At 37.9% G+C, this 16,907-nt stretch carries 12 protein-coding genes; 9 read left to right on the top strand and 3 right to left on the bottom strand.

Features of this window, described 5'->3' with window-relative positions; translation table 11 throughout:
* Window positions 1-202: 202 nt before the first annotated feature.
* A complete protein-coding gene (locus K9N40_09995; GenBank protein ID MCF7814798.1) occupies window positions 203-1,003 on the top strand; it encodes a gliding motility-associated C-terminal domain-containing protein in 801 nt (266 codons plus the stop codon).
* Between the two features lie 58 nt (window positions 1,004-1,061).
* Window positions 1,062-2,801: a T9SS type A sorting domain-containing protein gene (locus K9N40_10000; protein MCF7814799.1), complete on the top strand. Its 1,740-nt coding sequence runs from the start codon at window positions 1,062-1,064 to the stop codon at window positions 2,799-2,801.
* A 100-nt stretch (window positions 2,802-2,901) separates the two neighbouring features.
* Here the strand turns inward: K9N40_10000 and K9N40_10005 are convergent, their stop codons facing one another.
* From K9N40_10005 to rocD, 3 genes are all read right to left on the bottom strand, one after another.
* Complete coding sequence (locus K9N40_10005; GenBank protein ID MCF7814800.1) at window positions 2,902-3,606, bottom strand: ABC transporter permease subunit; 705 nt, start codon at window positions 3,604-3,606, stop codon at window positions 2,902-2,904.
* A 455-nt stretch (window positions 3,607-4,061) separates the two neighbouring features.
* Window positions 4,062-4,961 (bottom strand): ABC transporter substrate-binding protein, encoded by a 900-nt coding sequence (locus K9N40_10010; GenBank protein MCF7814801.1) that lies wholly within the window; start codon window positions 4,959-4,961, stop codon window positions 4,062-4,064.
* A gap of 386 nt (window positions 4,962-5,347) precedes the next feature.
* Complete coding sequence (gene rocD / locus K9N40_10015; GenBank protein MCF7814802.1) at window positions 5,348-6,592, bottom strand: ornithine--oxo-acid transaminase; 1,245 nt, start codon at window positions 6,590-6,592, stop codon at window positions 5,348-5,350.
* 150 nt (window positions 6,593-6,742) lie between these two features.
* Between rocD and K9N40_10020 the strand changes: the two genes are divergently transcribed.
* From K9N40_10020 to K9N40_10050, 7 genes are all read left to right on the top strand, one after another.
* Window positions 6,743-7,456, top strand: a complete 714-nt coding sequence (locus K9N40_10020; protein MCF7814803.1) for a glycosyltransferase family 2 protein — start codon at window positions 6,743-6,745, stop codon at window positions 7,454-7,456.
* Complete coding sequence (gene surE, locus K9N40_10025; protein MCF7814804.1) at window positions 7,453-8,208, top strand: 5'/3'-nucleotidase SurE; 756 nt, start codon at window positions 7,453-7,455, stop codon at window positions 8,206-8,208. Before K9N40_10020 ends, surE begins: the two co-directional genes overlap by 4 nt.
* A 60-nt stretch (window positions 8,209-8,268) precedes the next feature.
* Window positions 8,269-8,925, top strand: a complete 657-nt coding sequence (locus tag K9N40_10030; protein ID MCF7814805.1) for a protein-L-isoaspartate(D-aspartate) O-methyltransferase — start codon at window positions 8,269-8,271, stop codon at window positions 8,923-8,925.
* Window positions 8,915-9,556, top strand: a complete 642-nt coding sequence (locus K9N40_10035; GenBank protein ID MCF7814806.1) for a small multi-drug export protein — start codon at window positions 8,915-8,917, stop codon at window positions 9,554-9,556. The genes K9N40_10030 and K9N40_10035 overlap by 11 nt, the downstream gene beginning before the upstream one ends.
* Before the next feature lie 962 nt (window positions 9,557-10,518).
* On the top strand, window positions 10,519-11,910 hold the full coding sequence (locus K9N40_10040; GenBank protein MCF7814807.1) for a T9SS type A sorting domain-containing protein: 1,392 nt from the start codon (window positions 10,519-10,521) through the stop codon (window positions 11,908-11,910).
* A 676-nt stretch (window positions 11,911-12,586) separates the two neighbouring features.
* Window positions 12,587-13,768 (top strand): pyridoxal phosphate-dependent aminotransferase family protein, encoded by a 1,182-nt coding sequence (locus tag K9N40_10045; GenBank protein ID MCF7814808.1) that lies wholly within the window; start codon window positions 12,587-12,589, stop codon window positions 13,766-13,768.
* 348 nt (window positions 13,769-14,116) lie between these two features.
* Complete coding sequence (locus K9N40_10050) at window positions 14,117-16,780, top strand: C10 family peptidase (protein MCF7814809.1); 2,664 nt, start codon at window positions 14,117-14,119, stop codon at window positions 16,778-16,780.
* Window positions 16,781-16,907: the final 127 nt, after the last annotated feature.

Below are 16,907 nucleotides of genomic sequence, written 5' to 3' on the forward strand. Positions count from 1 at the left end.
TGCCTTTACTAACAATAGTCTCAAGTTCTTCATGTTCTGCCTTGCTTAGCGTCACTCTGTACTTTATCATAATCACCTCACTTTTGTGAGACAATTATTCTCATCCCTTACGACTTGTCAAGCTTGACATGACACTAGTATAATTGATGTCGGTCATAGTGTAGCATATTCAGTCTGTGAAACTTCTGATGGTGGGTATGCATTGACGGGTAAAAACTATGAAAATTATGATGTATTAGCTATAAAAACAGATTCATATGGTGATTCATTGTGGACAAGAACATTTGCTGGTTTAGGTGGTAATGATAAGGGTAATTGTGTTTTAGAAGATAATGAATCAAATATTATTATTGCAGGTGAATTGCATTATAGGGCTATTGACACATTTATAGCAAAAATTGACAATTCTGGTAACATTCTTTTCGAGCAAATTTTATCTGATTTAGCAGCCTGCTACACAATACAATTAGATCAAAATAATTTAATTGGTTATAGTTGGGGTGGTTCTCCAAATCAGAAAACAAGATTGTTTAAAGTTGATGATATTGGTGAAATAGTGTGGAATGAGCAACTCAACCATTGGCCATCTGTAGGCGATAAAAGCTTTGATGTTTTAGATAATGAAGGTTTTATATGTGCTGGCGAAGAATACTTAGGAGTTAACATATTCCTAAGTAAAACTGATTCAGCAGGTCAAATAACAGATTCAGAAGAAAATCTATATCCAATTCACGATAATTCGTTATCAAATTATCCCAACCCATTTAATCCTTCAACAACAATATATTTTGGAAAACTAGAGAACTACAATGATTATAAATTACAAATATACAACTCTAAAGGACAATTAATTAAGAAAATTTCGATTGATTGCAACAAACAATCAACAATCTGGGATGGTACAAACCAATTCAATAAAAAAGTTGGTTCAGGTATCTATTATTATCAATTAATATCGAAAAAAAACAGCTTAGGAACTGGAAAAATGTTAATGTTGAAATAAAGAGGCAAAGAGACAGAGAGGCAAAGAGACAAAGAGACAAAGAGGTAAAGAGGTAAAGATGCAAAGACGCAAAGACGCAAAGACGCAAAGATGCAGAGAGGTAAAGATGCAAAGAAATAACGATTCTTCGTCAATAGTCGCAAGAAGATTTCCGCAATATGACGATCATTGGTTATTAATCACTGGTCACTTGTCATTAGTAATTCGTAATTTCTCATTCTCCCAAAGTCACAAAGTCTCTCAATCACAAAGTCACAAAGTCTCTCAATCTCAAAGTCACAAAGTCTCTCAATCTCAAAGTCACAAAGTCTCTCAATCTCAAAGTCACAAAGTCTCTCAATCTCAAAGTCACAAAGTCTCTCAATCTCAAAGTCACAAAGTCTCTCAATCTCATCGTCTCAACTCTCATCTCTCACTTCTGTTCCTTTTCTGCTTTCTGCTTTTTGCTTTTGGCCTTTTTTCCCAAGAAACCTGGGAAAAAATATATCGACCATTTCAGCGCCCTAACTGGACGGATAGATATGAATTAGATGATGTTATAATTACTCAAGATGGTGGCTATGTAATAAGCGGGTCTTATGAATTGTTTGGACATGATCCCTGGGAATACGAGAATTGGGCTTTTCTTATGAAAACTGATTCTGATGGCAATCTGCTTTGGGCTGTTGACGATTCTCTGGAATATATGCTTAGCAATGGCTATAATATTGATTTTACTGAGCTGCAGGATGGTAGTTTGTTATCAATAGGTTTTTCAGCTTTTGGAGGTGGAGGTAACTATATGATAAAACGCGATTCAGAAGGTAATCGATTATGGTTAATCCCATATGATAATGATTTCGGTTTTTTTTCAATGAAAACAACTTCAGATGGAAATGTTATATTGGCTGGTAGTTCGAATAATAATGCGTCATTGAGGAAGATAGATCCAGATGGCAATACAATTTGGACTAGTATTATTGATGTCGGTCATAGTGTAGCATATTCAGTCTGTGAGACTTCTGATGGTGGGTATGCCATGACAGGGACTAATTATGAGGATTATGATGTATTGGTGATTAAAACAGATTCAAATGGAGATTCACTTTGGACAAGAACATTTGAGGGTTTAGATGGTCATGAAAGGGGCAATTGTATATTTGAAACGATAGATGGAAATATTATAGCAAGTGGTTATTTTCGTACTTCTTCATATGACCGATTTGGATTTGTAGCATCGATAACAACGGAAAATAATCTGCTTTTCTGTAATCAATATGAATATTGGAATATTAGAACTTGTATAGAGGACGATGATAGCAATTATGTTATCAACAGTGGTCATGCTCTATTAAAAACAAATGTTTATGGAGATACATTGTGGTGCACTGGTTATCCATATTGGGGTTATTATGGTGATAAATGTTTACAAAAGGTAGATTTAGGTTTTCTATACATTAGTAAGAATGACCAAGATTATATTCTTTTAACAAAAACAGATGAAAATGGTCAAGTTACTGATATTAGTCATAATGTATTGAAACAAACAACAATTGAATTAATCAACTTTCCCAATCCATTTAATCCTTCCACTACAATATCTTTTGGTAAACTAGATAGTTACAATGATTTTAAATTACAAATATACAACACTAAAGGACAATTGATTAAAGAAATTTCAATTGATTGCAACAAACAATCAATAATCTGGGATGGTACAAACCAATTCAACAAAAAAGTTGGTTCAGGTGTTTATTATTATCAGATAATATCGAATGAAAACAGGTTGGGATCAGGAAAAATGTTAATGTTGAAATAAAAAGAAAGTCATTCATTGAAAATAAATTATTTTTATTAGATAAAAACAAGTAACAAGAAACCAGCAACAAGTAACAATTTAAATTTTCTCATTTCTCATTTCACATTTCAAATCTTACCACAATCTTCCTCAACATCCAATCAAACAAAATCCCCACACTGCCCATCACTACAAAATAGATCAGCATTTGCGGATATTGCAGCAGGTAACGAAAATCCAGAAGTCGAAAACCCAATCCACTGTTCACTCCCAGCATTTCAGCGGCGATGATCACCGTCCAACCCAATCCCCAGATTATGCGAAATAAGTTGAGAAATCCTACAAAAGAAAGTGGCAGTTCCACAAATTTGAAAAGCTGAAACTGCGATGTACCCAGCACTTTTGCTTCATCTATAAATTCGTGCGGAATAGAATTAAATTGATCGGAAGCAGCTATAACGGTGGGGAAGAAGAGCGTGATGAACATGATGAAACTTACAGAAGCTTCTCCCAGTCCAAACCAGATAATAGCAAACGGCAGCCAGGCAAAAGGAGAAATATGACGAATAAAATTTATAGCAGGAAGAAAAAGTTGCCGACAAAATCTTAAGTAAAATATAAAGTAACCGCAGATTATTCCCATAATCCAGGCGACTAATGAAGTTAATAAAACTCGCAGAAATGAGATTACAAGATCAGTGATAAGAGCTTTGAAAGAAAATTGCAGTTCCTGCCAATCCTGCCAGTCAATTTTCAATGAAATTGACAGCAGTATCAGTAAAAGAAGAACAAAGATAATTCCCAGAAAATTTAGATTACGTTTCATTTAAAACTCCATTTCTTCGTCATTCTGACGTTATTCCCCTCTTGAGAGGGGTGCGACTTTAGTCGTGGGGTGTGTTCACGTTATTCTTACGGCTTCGTGCCACTTCGCCGGCACAGGTTGGAAGAATCTCTCTTTGCATTCACGAGAAGTAAAGCTGCAAGAATTCTCGCGAGATATTTCGAAAGCAAAGCTGCAAGAATCCTCAATATGACGATATTTTTTTTAAGCGGGAAACTTCTTCCGTCTTCGCAAAGCTTCGGCGGAAACAGTCGCCTGTAAAGCTATAAGAAACGTCAGGAAGACGCCTGATCAAGCTCCCCTTCGTAAGGGGAGAAGTCCCGAAGGGACAGAGGGGTTTTATATCGAGTTATCAATTATTCTACCTCCTTTTATCCCCCGTCCAAAGGGGGACTTTAACAATTTTCATCAAAAGAAGATTCTTGAAGATATTTGCTTCATTGCAAAACTTCAAAATAAACATCATCCGCCGAAACCGAATTCTCAATGTAACCTTTTTTTATCATCATTTCAATCGCTTTTTTTTCAAAATCTTTTCCTGCTTCAGCCAGATTCATGATGTATTTTGTATGATAGATCGATTGCCGGCTGATCTCTTCTGTCAGTCGAAAGTTGGTCTGGGCGACGTCAAAACCTACCTGTGGATTCAAGTTCATCTGATTGCAGCTTTCTTTCATTTGATTCAGGAAGTTTTTGATCTGAGTGGATTTATTATCGATAGCAGTTTGCGTAGCTGCAATATCGCAACAGGGATGTTTGGGAAAGTCATCGCTGTACCAATGTAAGATATGGAAATTCTCATCAAAATTAAAAATAGAAGGAACATAAAAACTAAGTGCATCGACAGCTTTGGAATTCAATGCTGCAGCCATTTCCATGGGAGTTCGAAAGTAAACCAGTTCAGGTTTTATCTGATAATTTTCTGTCAGCATTTCAGCAAAAATATCAAGAGTAGAAGCTCTTAAAACCCCAATTTTTTTTCCATCCAGATCAGAAATTTTTTGAATGTCTTTACGTGTGATAATTCCATCACTTTCTCTTTCCAAGAATGAGATGATTTTCACCTTTTTTCCTTGGGAAACATCCGACCAGATATAGGTGAAAGGCATGATCGCTACATCGATCTTTTCTGCGATCAAAGCTTCATTCGTTTCCCAACCAGAAGAAAATTTTTTGATTACAATATCTTTTCCTTTCAAAATCCCAAACTGCATTCCAAACTTGATTGGCAGATGATTTAATGATGGTGCGATTATTCCAACAACAAGTTTTTCTTTTTGGTTTGTACTGCAACTAAATAGCAAAACTGTGATTAGAATTGAAATAATTTTTTTCATGTATTTTCTCCTTTTTCCCGTCATTCTAACGTTTCTTGCACGTTGTTCAGCCAAAGATTGATAAATCTCGGGAAGAATTCCTCTTTTTATTCACGAGATAATATTTAGTAAACGATAAGCTCCCCTTCGTAAGGGGAGAAGTCCCGAAGGGACAGAGGGGTTTTATACTTTGCTTTCATCTTTTTCTAACCTCCTTTTTCCCCTTCCAAAGGGGGTCTTTTATATTTTCAATCAAATAATTTATCATGATAATTTTTTATTTCATCCCAAAATATAATAAAACCACCTCAACTATTCACTCCAATAATAAAAAAGCCACCCTAACCTCAAACAGTCAGGGTGGCTTTTAAAATCTCTAAGCCTAGAGCTTTACTGTATCTTTTTTTTTAATTTAATTCTTCGATAGTTTTCTTGATGATATTAATGCACTCCATCAATTCTTCTTCTGTAATCACCAAAGGTGGTGCAAAACGGATGATGTGTCCGTGAGTAGGTTTTGCCAGCAGTCCGTTTTCTTTCAGCTTCACACATACATCCCAGGCTTCGATGCCGTCTTTTGGTTTTATAACAACTGCATTAAGCAGTCCTTTTCCGCGAATAAGTTCGATCAAAGGTGAGTCGATTCGTGCAAGTTCAGCACGGAAAACCTTTCCCAGTTTCTCGGCTCTTTCTGTCAATTTCTCATCACGCACTACTTCCAGAGCTGCTTTTGCTACAGTGCAAGCCAGCGGGAATCCTCCAAATGTAGAACCGTGTTCTCCGGGTTTTATCACCAGCATGATCTCTTTGGAAGAAAGCACAGCAGAAACCGGCAGTACTCCACCCGAAATAGCTTTTCCCAAAATAACGATGTCAGGATGAACATTTTCCCATTCGCTGGCTAAAAGTCGGCCGGTTCGGGCAATTCCGGTTTGAACTTCGTCTGCTACAAAAAGCACGTTATGCTTTTTACAAAGATCAAAACAACTTTTCAGATAACCTTCATCAGGCACAAAAACACCTGCTTCACCCTGGATTGGTTCCACAATGAATGCCGCAACTTTATCACCCTTTTCTTCCAGAACTTTTTCCAGAGCCGAAACGTCATTATAGGGAATTTTTTCGATGCCGGGAAGGAACGGTCCAAAATTGCCGTAAGCATCTGGATCGGTGGAAGCAGAAACAATGGCAATCGTTCTGCCGTGAAAATTCTGTTCTGCAAAAATCAGGATTGCTTCATTTTCGGGAATGCTCTTCTTTTCGTAACCCCATTTACGGGAAAGCTTCATCGCTGTTTCCACTGCTTCGGCGCCGGTATTCATCGGCAGTACCATTTCATAACCAAAGAATTCTGTTACGAATTTTTCGTATTCTCCCAGTTTGTTGTTGAAGAAAGCTCTTGATGTAAGAGTGAGCTCTTCGGCCTGATCGGTGAGAGCTTTGATGATCTTGGGATGACAATGTCCCTGATTTACAGCCGAATAAGCAGATAGAAAATCGTAATATTCATTTCCTTCCGGATCCCACACTTTTGCGCCTTTACCTTTTGCCAGTACGACCGGTAGCGGATGATAGTTGTGAGCACCGTAAGTTTCTTCCAGTTCCATCGACTGCTGACTGCTGATGTTTCCATGAACTAATTTTTCACTCATACTTTTTTCTCCTAAAATATTATTATATTTACTGATACTGAATCAAATTTTGCAGTTTTAATGTCAAATGATTTCCCCGTTCCATTTCTCTGAAACGATTTGCTTGACACATCATACTGTCAATTTTCATTCAACAAAAAATAGAAAAGAATGAATATGAAGGCAGATTGGCAGAATACAGCAGTCGTTATTCCGATTTACAATTCGGAAGATTATTTGTATAAATTGTTTGAAAGGATATTCAACTATTTTCCCAGGGAACAGGTTTTTGCAGTTGATGATGCTTCGGAAGATAATTCTGCAAAAATCTGTGAAGAACACAAAGTAAATTTAATAAATATTTCCGAAAATACAGGCAAAGGAAATGCCTTACAGGAAGGCTTCAACAGAGCTTTTGATAAGGGATTTCTTTTTACTTTTTCCATCGATAGCGATCTGCAGCATAAACCCGAGGATTTTGAAGAATTCTTAAAAAAACAAAATGAAGAAGAAGCTGATCTGATAATTGGGAAAAGAGATTTCAGCCGAAATAAAATGCCACTCCCACGCATTGCCAGCAACGCCACAACCAGCAAAATCGTTTCCATCTTCACTCAGCAGAAAATATTAGATTCACAGAGTGGTTATCGACTTTATAATCTTGATTTTATTAAGGATTTCAAATTTAAAACAAAACGCTACCAATTTGAAACTGAAGTGATCATCAAAGTAGCCAAAGCTGGCGGATTGATAGATTTTGTACCTATTGACACAATTTACGATGGGCAGAAAAGCTATATTTCCCATCTGCGGGATATCAAAAATTTTGTAAATATTGTGCTGCATGAAACATTTAATGATGAAAACCAAACGGAGAATAAATGAGAATCTTACTGACAAATGACGACGGAATCGATGCTCCCGGCATCAAAACTTTAGAAAAAACGCTGAAGGAAAATGGACATGAAGTAATCGTTGTAGCACCCAGCAAAGAACAGAGTGCTACTTCACATTCTTTAACACTGCATGAACCGTTGCGAATTTATGAACGTGGCGAAAACAGATTCGCAGTTACAGGAAGCCCGGCAGATTGTGCCATAATTGCAGAACGGATCGTTCTAAAAGAAAAGAAAGTTGACCTGGTGATTTCCGGCATAAACGCCGGGCAAAATATGGGCGAAGACCTGCTTTATTCTGGAACAGTAGCAGCAGCTCTGGAAGCAATGTTCCTGGGATTCAAATCCATAGCAATTTCATTAGCTTCTTATAGCCAGCAGAAGTTTGAAACTGCGGCACATTTTATTAATGAATTTATCAAAAATGGGTTGCACGAAAACATTGAAGAAAGAGAGATCCTTAATATTAATGTTCCTAACCTGGAAATTGATGAGATAAAAGGAATTCGAATCACGGAGGTTGGGCATCGTAAATATCAGGATTTTGTGAAGGAACAGCTCGATCCGCGCGGTAGAAAAATTTATTGGATCGGTGGTGGGCCGCCTTGGTGGGATCGCACTGGTAATTCTGATTTCAAAGCAATTTCGGAAGGCTTTATTTCGATCACTCCAATTACTCCGACCTTTTGCCGAAAAGAAGCTTATCCTAAATTGGAAAAATGGCTGGATGATAATAAATAAACTATAGAAAATGATTCAAGTCCCCCTTTGAAAGGGGGAATAAAATTTGTTTGAGGAAAAATGAGATTTGATGATCAAAGAAAATTGATGGTGCAAAACCAACTCTTGCGCCGTGATATTACGGATGAAAATGTGCTAAAAGCATTTTCCAAAGTAGAACGACATCTTTTCGTGGAAGAAGATGCGCGGCATCTGGCTTACAACGATTCACCACTCAGTATCGGAAAAGGACAGACAATTTCGCAACCATACATCGTTGCCTTGATGATGCAGCTTCTCGATCTGGAACCTGATCACAAAGTGCTGGAAATTGGTACCGGTTCCGGCTATCAAACTGCACTTCTGGCAGAGATCGCGGAGGAAGTTTATACTGTGGAAAGAATTGATTTCCTGATCCGCAGGGCGGAAAAAATTTTAAAAGATCAAGGTTACGAAAATATTTATTACAAATCGGGTGACGGCACCAAAGGCTGGGAAGGCGGATTTCCAGTTTGCAAACAATTCGATCGAATTATCGTAGCAGCAGCAGCACCGCAGATTCCGGAAAGTTTAGCAGAGCAACTTAAAATAGGTGGAAAGCTGGTAATTCCTGCCGGACAAAGAAGTTTTCAGGAACTAATTTTACTGGAAAGAAAAGAAGATGGCTACGAAGAAACTCGACACGGTGGCTGCACATTCGTACCGCTGATCGGAGAGGAAGGCTGGCATGAATATTAGAATTTTTTTAATTTTTATTATTTTATTTTCCAGTTTCTCATTTTTGTTTGCTTCCGGCCTCAAAGATTCCATCAAAGCCAAAGTAGATAGCATAAATGTATCGGATGAAGTACGTGTTTTCCTGCTGGCTATGCTGCCGATCTTTGAACTGCGCGGTTCCATTCCCATGGGAATTCATTATTATCATCTTCCGTATTGGAAGGTAATTCCAATTTCATTAGCAGGAAATATGATACCGATCTTCTTCATTTTACTTTTCTTCGGTTTTATTACGAAAATTTGCTTCAAATTCAAATTTACCCGCAAAATTCTGGAAGCTGTCTTTCGACGAACCCGCAGTAAAAGCGAGATCATCGAAAAATATGAAGAAGTCGGCTTGATGATATTTGTAGCAATTCCACTGCCTGTTACCGGTGCCTGGACAGGTTCGCTGGCTGCCTATTTGATGGGACTTAGTTTCTGGAAATCGATTCTCTTCATTTTCCTGGGAGTTTTCATTGCCAGTGTTGTGGTCAGTTTTCTTACTTCTCTCAAATGGCTGGGAGCGATCATTGCCATTTTGGCTCTGAGTTATGTAATAATTAGTGGACATGTTAGAAAGAAAAAAAAGAAATTGAATAAGGTCAGTTGAGAGAAGGAGTTGGCGCGGAAGCTTCGTAAGGAGAGGACTGATCGAGACGATTATTAGAACTGGGCTGATTCAATCGAGACGATTGAACCAACTAATTTTTAGGAGGAATAATGAAGAAAACTTTTTTATGCTTTTTTATTTTAACTTCATGTTTATCACTTTTTGCAACTGATGTTTCCGGCAATCAATCCGGCACCTGGAATCTGGCGGGAAGTCCGTACAATATTGTAGGAGAAATCACCGTTCCAAATGGTGAAACATTAACAATCGAATCGGGTGTGGAAGTAATTGCGATGGGAAATTACAAATTGACTGCAGAAGGCAATATTATTGCTCAAGGTGCAGTTGGTGATACGATCAGATTTTATGGAAATGGTGGACTTGACTGGGGTGGAATCCGTCTGGAAGATGAAGTGAATGCCAGCACGATTTCTTATTGCCGAATTTCCAATACGGACGATACAAACGATTACGGAGTTCATTCTGTGAACAGTCCGGTTTATGTTTCATATTGTTTTATTGATGATCATCAGAAAGGTGTTCAGTTTTCAGCACTTTCATCCAACAATCCTTCCTACATGGAAATAACTCATTCCAAAATTACAAATATCCAGAAAAGTGGCATTACGATAGTGGATAATTCCAATGTGCTAATCGATAATTGTGAAGTTTCATATTGCGCTCTGGGTGGTTCTCCTTATGGAGCTGTGCAGCTTTCATTGCAAAGTAATTCACATTCCTGCAGTCCCACGATCACGAACAATTATATCCATCATAACTCGATGCAGGGTATAACTTTAGCAAATCTTTTCGGTTATGCAAATATGGAACCTTTTGTTGCTTATAACGAAGTTTGCTACAACTACACGGGAATTTATCTTTATGCTGGAAAGGGAACTTATACCTGGAATCATATTCATCACAATTTTGTGGAAAATAATGCTGATTCAGGTGCAGGCGTAATGCTTTATGGCAGCAGTGCTAATGCTGTTTTTACCTATAATGAGATCGATCATAATTATACCGGATTTTACTTAACTGCTGGAGCAACAGCAAACTTGGGAGATCTGAATAATGCTGATCCAGATGATGATGGTTACAACTGCATTTATGATAATCTTTTCTTTACTGGAGAGGAATTCACAGTTTACAATGCGAGTTCTGCCGATCTAACAGCCGAAAACACAGTTTGGGACGATGATCCACCCATTGACACAACAATAATCGATGGTAATGATAATGCTGCTTACGGAATTGTAGATTATGAACCGACACTTTCTCCTTTTGCACCACCAGCTGGAATTAATGCTGTTCTAAATAATGGCTTTGTGAATGTAACTGTTGAACCGGGAACAGCTTATCCAACATATAAAACACTTGAAGGATATAATTTGTATCGAGATGGTAGTTTTGTAGCTACAATGACATCGCTGTTCTATATTGACCCATTTCCTCCAACTCCAGGAACAACATGTACTTATGGTGCATCAATTATATATGAAGGTGGCTATGAATCGGTGATTGTAGATACAACAATCTACATTCCTCATATCTTAAATCCACCTCAAAATCCGTTCGTGTCACTTTTGGGATTATTCAGCTGGGAACCACCAGAACCGGGCAGTACTTCAAATTTATTATATTGCAAAGTTTTCCTTGATGGGACTTTGTTGGGTCCAACTTATTATTCACCTTATCAATTCACAGGATTAACTTCTGGGGATACATATTTTGCCGAAGTATCTGCAGTTTATGAAGATGGAGAATCTGTTGGGGTTGGAGTGCAGTTCTATTATCTTGGTGAAGAATATGAACCACCACAAAATGCTGGTTACGAAGTTTTCTCCGATCACATTAATCTCTACTGGGAAGAACCGAATCAATTCGTGGAAGAATATCACATTTATGTGGATGGCGTTTTACATACAACTACAGAATTATATTTTGATATTTATGACCTGATTCCAGGTCAGGTTTATGAAGTTGCCTTAACTGCTTTTTATATCGATCAAATTGAATCTGATCCAATTGTTTTCAATATTGCCTTTGTAGAAGGTGATGACATCCTGAATCTGGAAACAAAATTACTGGGAAACTATCCAAATCCGTTCAATCCAACCACAACAATTAGTTTTTCTGTAACGCAAACGTCTCCGTTTGCGAAGATAGAAATTTACAATCTAAAAGGTCAGAAAATAAAAACACTTACAGTCACAGAGTCTCAAAGTCCCAAAGTTTCAGTTGTCTGGGATGGAACAGACCAAAACAATAAACCAGTTTCCAGCGGAGTATATTTTTATCAGTTAAAAGCTGGAAATCAAATTTTTACAAAAAAAATGCTGATGATGAAGTGATTTTCACTTTCCGACAGCTTCTCTCTGCTTTTCTTGCAGAAGCTGTCGGAAAGTTTTTCTGCACCAATTAAACCTTTCCGAAACCAACCGGAAAAAATTGACGAGAGAAGTTTTCGGAAAGGAGTTTTTAGCTGTCGGAAAGTTATTCTGCACCAATTAGATCTTTCCGAAACCAACCGGAAAAAATTGACGAGAGAAGTTTTCGGAAAGGAGTTTTTAGCTGTCGGAAAGTTTTTCTGCACCAATTAGACCTTTCCGAAACCAACCGGAAAAAATTGACGAGAGAAGTTTTCGGAAAGGAGTTTTTAGCTGTCGGAAAGTTTTTCTGCACCAATTAAACCTTTCCGAAACCAACCGGAAAAAATTGACGAGAGAAGTTTTCGGAAAGGAGTTTTTAGCTGTCGGAAAGTTTTTCTGCACCAATTAGATCTTTCCGAAACCAACAAGTAAATTTGACGAGAGAAGTTTTCGGAAAGGAGTTTTTAGCTGTCGGAAAGTTTTTCTGCACCAATTAGACCTTTCCGAAACCAACAAGTAAATTTGACGAGAGAAGTTTTCGGAAAGCAAATACAAAACCTGTCGAAAATCCCGCTCTGATAGGTTGATTTATTTATTTTATTGACAGTGCACATAAAAAAACCGTTTTGGAATATATTTTATAGATATGGGAGTTTAGATGAGTTTATACGATAAGATTGATAATTTTACTCAAGCTAAAGAAATCATAGCTCTGGGTCACTATCCGTATTTCCGTAAGATAGAATCTGAACAGGACACGGAAGTAATATGTGATGGCAAACGTATGTTGATGATGGGTTCAAACAGCTATCTGGGACTTACAAATCATCCACGTGTAATTGAAGCAGCCAAAAAAGCAACCGATAAATATGGAACTGGTTGTGCCGGTTCTCGTTTTTTAAATGGTACTTTGGACATTCACTTGGAATTGGAAGATAAACTTGCCAAGTTTGTAGGAAAAGAAGCTTCGCTGGCTTTTGCTGCGGGTTATATGGCAAATCTGGGTGCTATCCAAGCAATGGTTCACAAGGATGAATTCATTGTAACAGATAAATTTGACCACGCTTCGATAATCGATGGCTGCAGCCTTTCCGGCGGTAAGATGCTGCGTTTCAATCATAATAATATGAAACATTTGGAAACAGTTCTACAAAAGCGTGTTTCAGGTGGGAATGCTCTTATTGTGGTGGATGGTATTTTTAGTATGGAAGGTGATATTGCCGATGTTCCGAACATTTGTAAAATTGCCAAAAAATATGATGCTAAAGTAATGGTGGACGAAGCTCATTCGCTGGGAGTTCTGCACGAAACAGGCGGAGGGGCTGCAATGGCTGCCGGCTGCATCGATGATGTAGATATTATAATGGGAACATTCAGTAAATCTCTGGCTTCTATTGGTGGTTTTATTGCTGCCAGCAATGAAGTAATCCATTATATGAAACATCATGCTCGACCACTTATCTTTAGTGCTTCGTTACCTCCTGCATCTGCTGCCAGTGTGCTGGAAGCTCTCAAAATTATGCAGGAAGAACCGGAAAGAATTCAGCAACTTTGGGACAACACAGACTACATGATGAAAAACTTTAAAGCAATGGGCTATAATACTGGAACTTCCTGTACTCCAGTAATTCCACTGCATGTTGGCGGCTTGATGAATGCTTTTAAAATGTGGAAACAACTGGATGAAGAAGGTGTTTTTATCAATCCTGTTGTTCCACCTGCTGTTCCGCCAAACGATACTCTTATCCGCACCAGTTTTATGGCTACACACACTCGCGATCAGCTGGATGAAGCTCTGGAAAAATTTGAGAAAATCGGAAAAAGAGTTGGTGTAATTTAATCATCAAAGTTCCTCGATGCTATGCATCGGATTTGCCAAATTTTCTCCCCCGTTTGAGAGGAGATGCCGAAGGCAGAGGGGTAAATAATAAAAAAATTAGACTCGCTGAGAAGTGAGTCTTTTTTTTATATAATTCCGAATTTTATCTACGCTAATTGGAACAAGTTGGATAATTTATTTTATTTGTTTTCGCAAAATCTTGGTAAAATCAAGATCATGGAAAAGTTTTTCTAACAATGTTCTAAAACCATAATTGACTATAATATTAAACGTTATAATATCTCAATTGTTTGGAATATTTAATGCATTTACTTAACACTGATAAATAAAAATGAATTTGGAGGATAAATGAAGAATATAATTTTAATTGGCTTATTATTGCTATCAATTATTTTAACAGCAATCCCGCAATCCATGGAGGATGCCAGGACAGCTGCTGATTCTTTCCTGATGCAGAGAGGTAAAAATGTGCTACTGGAAGATGCCTATTCTATATCTGAACGAGGTGAAAATATATACTACGTTTTCAACCTGGAACCAGATGGATTTGTGGCTGTAAGTGCTGATGATGACCTTGTACCGATAATTGCTTATTCTTTCCATCAAACCTTGGAAAATGAAGATCTGGAAGAAAATTATCTGCACCAAATGCTGAAAACGGATTTGAATATGAGATCAGAATATTATCGGCAAAATCCTGATGATGCTTTGGAAAATCAACAAAAATGGCAAAGTCTGTTAAATGGAGAACAGCGAGATAACCTGCGTTTCCAGCAATGGCCAGCTCCGGGAACTACCATTACAGATGGCTGGATCGATAAACAGTGGAATCAAAGCGGAGTTTACAACCAGATGTGTCCTCTTGATAATAGTGGTGGTCGTTCAGTTGTAGGTTGTGTGGCAACAGCGATGTCAATGATCATGGATTATCATGAGTATATTGGAAATCCTGTTTTTACAGATGCTGATGATTATGCTTCTGGATATTATAATCCGATCTATATTGACGACGAATGGGAAGAGCATGATTTTCCAGCATTTCCCGATTTGAATAATTATTTGCAGGACATTGCTGCTCATTATGCAGCCGGAATAATTTTGACAGCAGATGATAAAGCTGCTCTCAATTTTGCAGCTGGAGTTTCTGTGGAAATGAGTTACAGCTCAACTGGCTCCGGAACCTGGACTTCTCTGGTTCCCGATGCACTTTTGAATAAATTTGGTTATGACAGCGCCGAATATGTGGAGAATGAAGGAAGCTGGTTTTATGATATTTTAATAGATAATATGCAATCCATGCAGCCAACTGAGTTAACGATTTACCAAGCTGGTTTTGAAGGCGGACATGCCATAAACTGCGATGGTTATAACACAGATGATTATTATCATCTCAATTTTGGTTGGGGAACATCAAATAATACCTGCTGGTACACACTTCCTGCCGGAATGCCTTCTGGTTATTGTATTCTAACCGGAGCAGCTGTAAATATCGAAGGTGGAGAAGTTCCTGTAGCTGTTCAAGGTGATGTAGACGTTGATGGATGTTCACCGGAAGGGACTTATATCACTTTTGACGGTCCAAGATTTTATGAATGTTTTGTGGAAAATGCTGATGGAAGCTTTGATGTTCCGGCGATGACAGCGGGGACATACAATGTTACAGCAATTCTGCAGCAGCGTGCTTATTATCAGTGTCAGGAAGATGTCGTTATTGATGAGAATAATGATTTTATTCAGATCGATCTGGGTGAATTTGCCTATTTCACTGGTCATGTAAATGCTCCGATCTCTGCGGAAAATGCAGCTATAAGTTTTTACAAAAATGATGAATTAGTTTATTCAGGAACTGCTGATTCAAACGGAGATTACAGTATTCCGGAAGTTTTGCCGGGAACTTATCAGGTTACTGCAAGTTTAGGAAGTAATTATTTCTCAAGCAAAGAAGTTGTGGTTAGTCTTGATGATCAGACAGAAGATTTCGATCTGGCAGAATATCCTGGAAATATGGCAGTTTCTTTTGCTGGAGCTGATGCTGAAATTTGGAACTTGATTCCGAATTATACTCTAAGCTGCGGCATAAAACTTACGAATGAAGAACTCAGTGATCTGGGAAATGATGTTATTTCTGGCATTCGCTTCAAATCTCCCATCAATTCAGATGAAGGTGAATTGTATGCTCAAGTTTGGCTGGAAAATATCCTGGTCAGTGAAATGGAAATTCAAGATTTTAATTCTGGAGAGTGGCTGGATGTAGATCTGGAATCATTTGTTCCTGTAAATCCAGATCAGGATGTTCTGGTCGGTTACAAAATTACTTCCCCAACAGGTGCAATCGCCTATCGAGATAACGGACCAAGAATTACCGGAAAAGGCGCATTCTTCAATAATGGAAACTGGGTAGAGTTAGCAGCTAATAACGATTTTAATTTCTGTATTGAAGCGAAGATCATTACTCAGGAATATGGTTCTGTTACCGGTTTAGTTGTGTTAGATGGCGGGAGCGGAGAAATTTCTGATGCAATTATAAAAGCTGGAAAATACACAACACATCCTGGTACAAATGGTGTTTATTGGATAGATTTAAAAGCTGGTATTTATGATCTTTCAGCTCAACTAAATCATTATTTATCAGACTCAATTCTTGGATTGGAAGTGATCGAGAATTCTGTTCATTCAAACAATATATTTAACCTGGTTTATAATGTAGGAACAAATGAAAATACGTTAATTAGTACCACTAAGTTGATCGGCAATTATCCAAATCCTTTCAATCCTTCGACTACGATAAGCTTTTCTGTAACACAAACGTCCTCGTTTGTGAATCTTTCAGTATTCAACATCAAGGGTCAAAAAGTCAAAACTCTGGCAGATAAAGTGTTTCCTGCTGGAGAGCACGCTTTAGTCTGGAACGGAAAAGACCAAAACGATAAACCAGTTTCCAGCGGAATATATTATTATCAGCTGAAAGCTGGTAATAAAACTTATACGAACAAAATGCTTTTGATGAAATAGTATCAAATGACCATATGTGTTTTTAAAGAACTGCTTTACAAGCAGTTGCGTTAATGGATTTTTTTAGGCATTGTCCAAGAACAGACTTGCCGGCATGGCTCCGGAGGTTTTCAGCCGGAGCCGTTGC

This window comes from Candidatus Cloacimonadota bacterium (genome assembly GCA_021734245.1).
GTDB lineage: Bacteria > Cloacimonadota > Cloacimonadia > Cloacimonadales > TCS61 > B137-G9.

Bases quoted from the DNA above. Each gene is read 5' to 3' on its own strand.
- K9N40_10000 (MCF7814799.1), top strand. From the start codon at position 1,062: ATGCAAAGACGCAAAGACGCAAAGACGCAAAGATGCAGAGAGGTAAAG.
- K9N40_10005 (MCF7814800.1), bottom strand. From the start codon at position 3,606: ATGAAACGTAATCTAAATTTTCTGGGAATTATCTTTGTTCTTCTTTTA.
- K9N40_10010 (MCF7814801.1), bottom strand. From the start codon at position 4,961: ATGAAAAAAATTATTTCAATTCTAATCACAGTTTTGCTATTTAGTTGC.
- rocD (MCF7814802.1), bottom strand. From the start codon at position 6,592: ATGAGTGAAAAATTAGTTCATGGAAACATCAGCAGTCAGCAGTCGATG.
- K9N40_10020 (MCF7814803.1), top strand. From the start codon at position 6,743: ATGAATATGAAGGCAGATTGGCAGAATACAGCAGTCGTTATTCCGATT.
- surE (MCF7814804.1), top strand. From the start codon at position 7,453: ATGAGAATCTTACTGACAAATGACGACGGAATCGATGCTCCCGGCATC.
- K9N40_10030 (MCF7814805.1), top strand. From the start codon at position 8,269: ATGAGATTTGATGATCAAAGAAAATTGATGGTGCAAAACCAACTCTTG.
- K9N40_10035 (MCF7814806.1), top strand. From the start codon at position 8,915: ATGAATATTAGAATTTTTTTAATTTTTATTATTTTATTTTCCAGTTTC.
- K9N40_10040 (MCF7814807.1), top strand. From the start codon at position 10,519: ATGCTTTATGGCAGCAGTGCTAATGCTGTTTTTACCTATAATGAGATC.
- K9N40_10045 (MCF7814808.1), top strand. From the start codon at position 12,587: ATGAGTTTATACGATAAGATTGATAATTTTACTCAAGCTAAAGAAATC.
- K9N40_10050 (MCF7814809.1), top strand. From the start codon at position 14,117: ATGAAGAATATAATTTTAATTGGCTTATTATTGCTATCAATTATTTTA.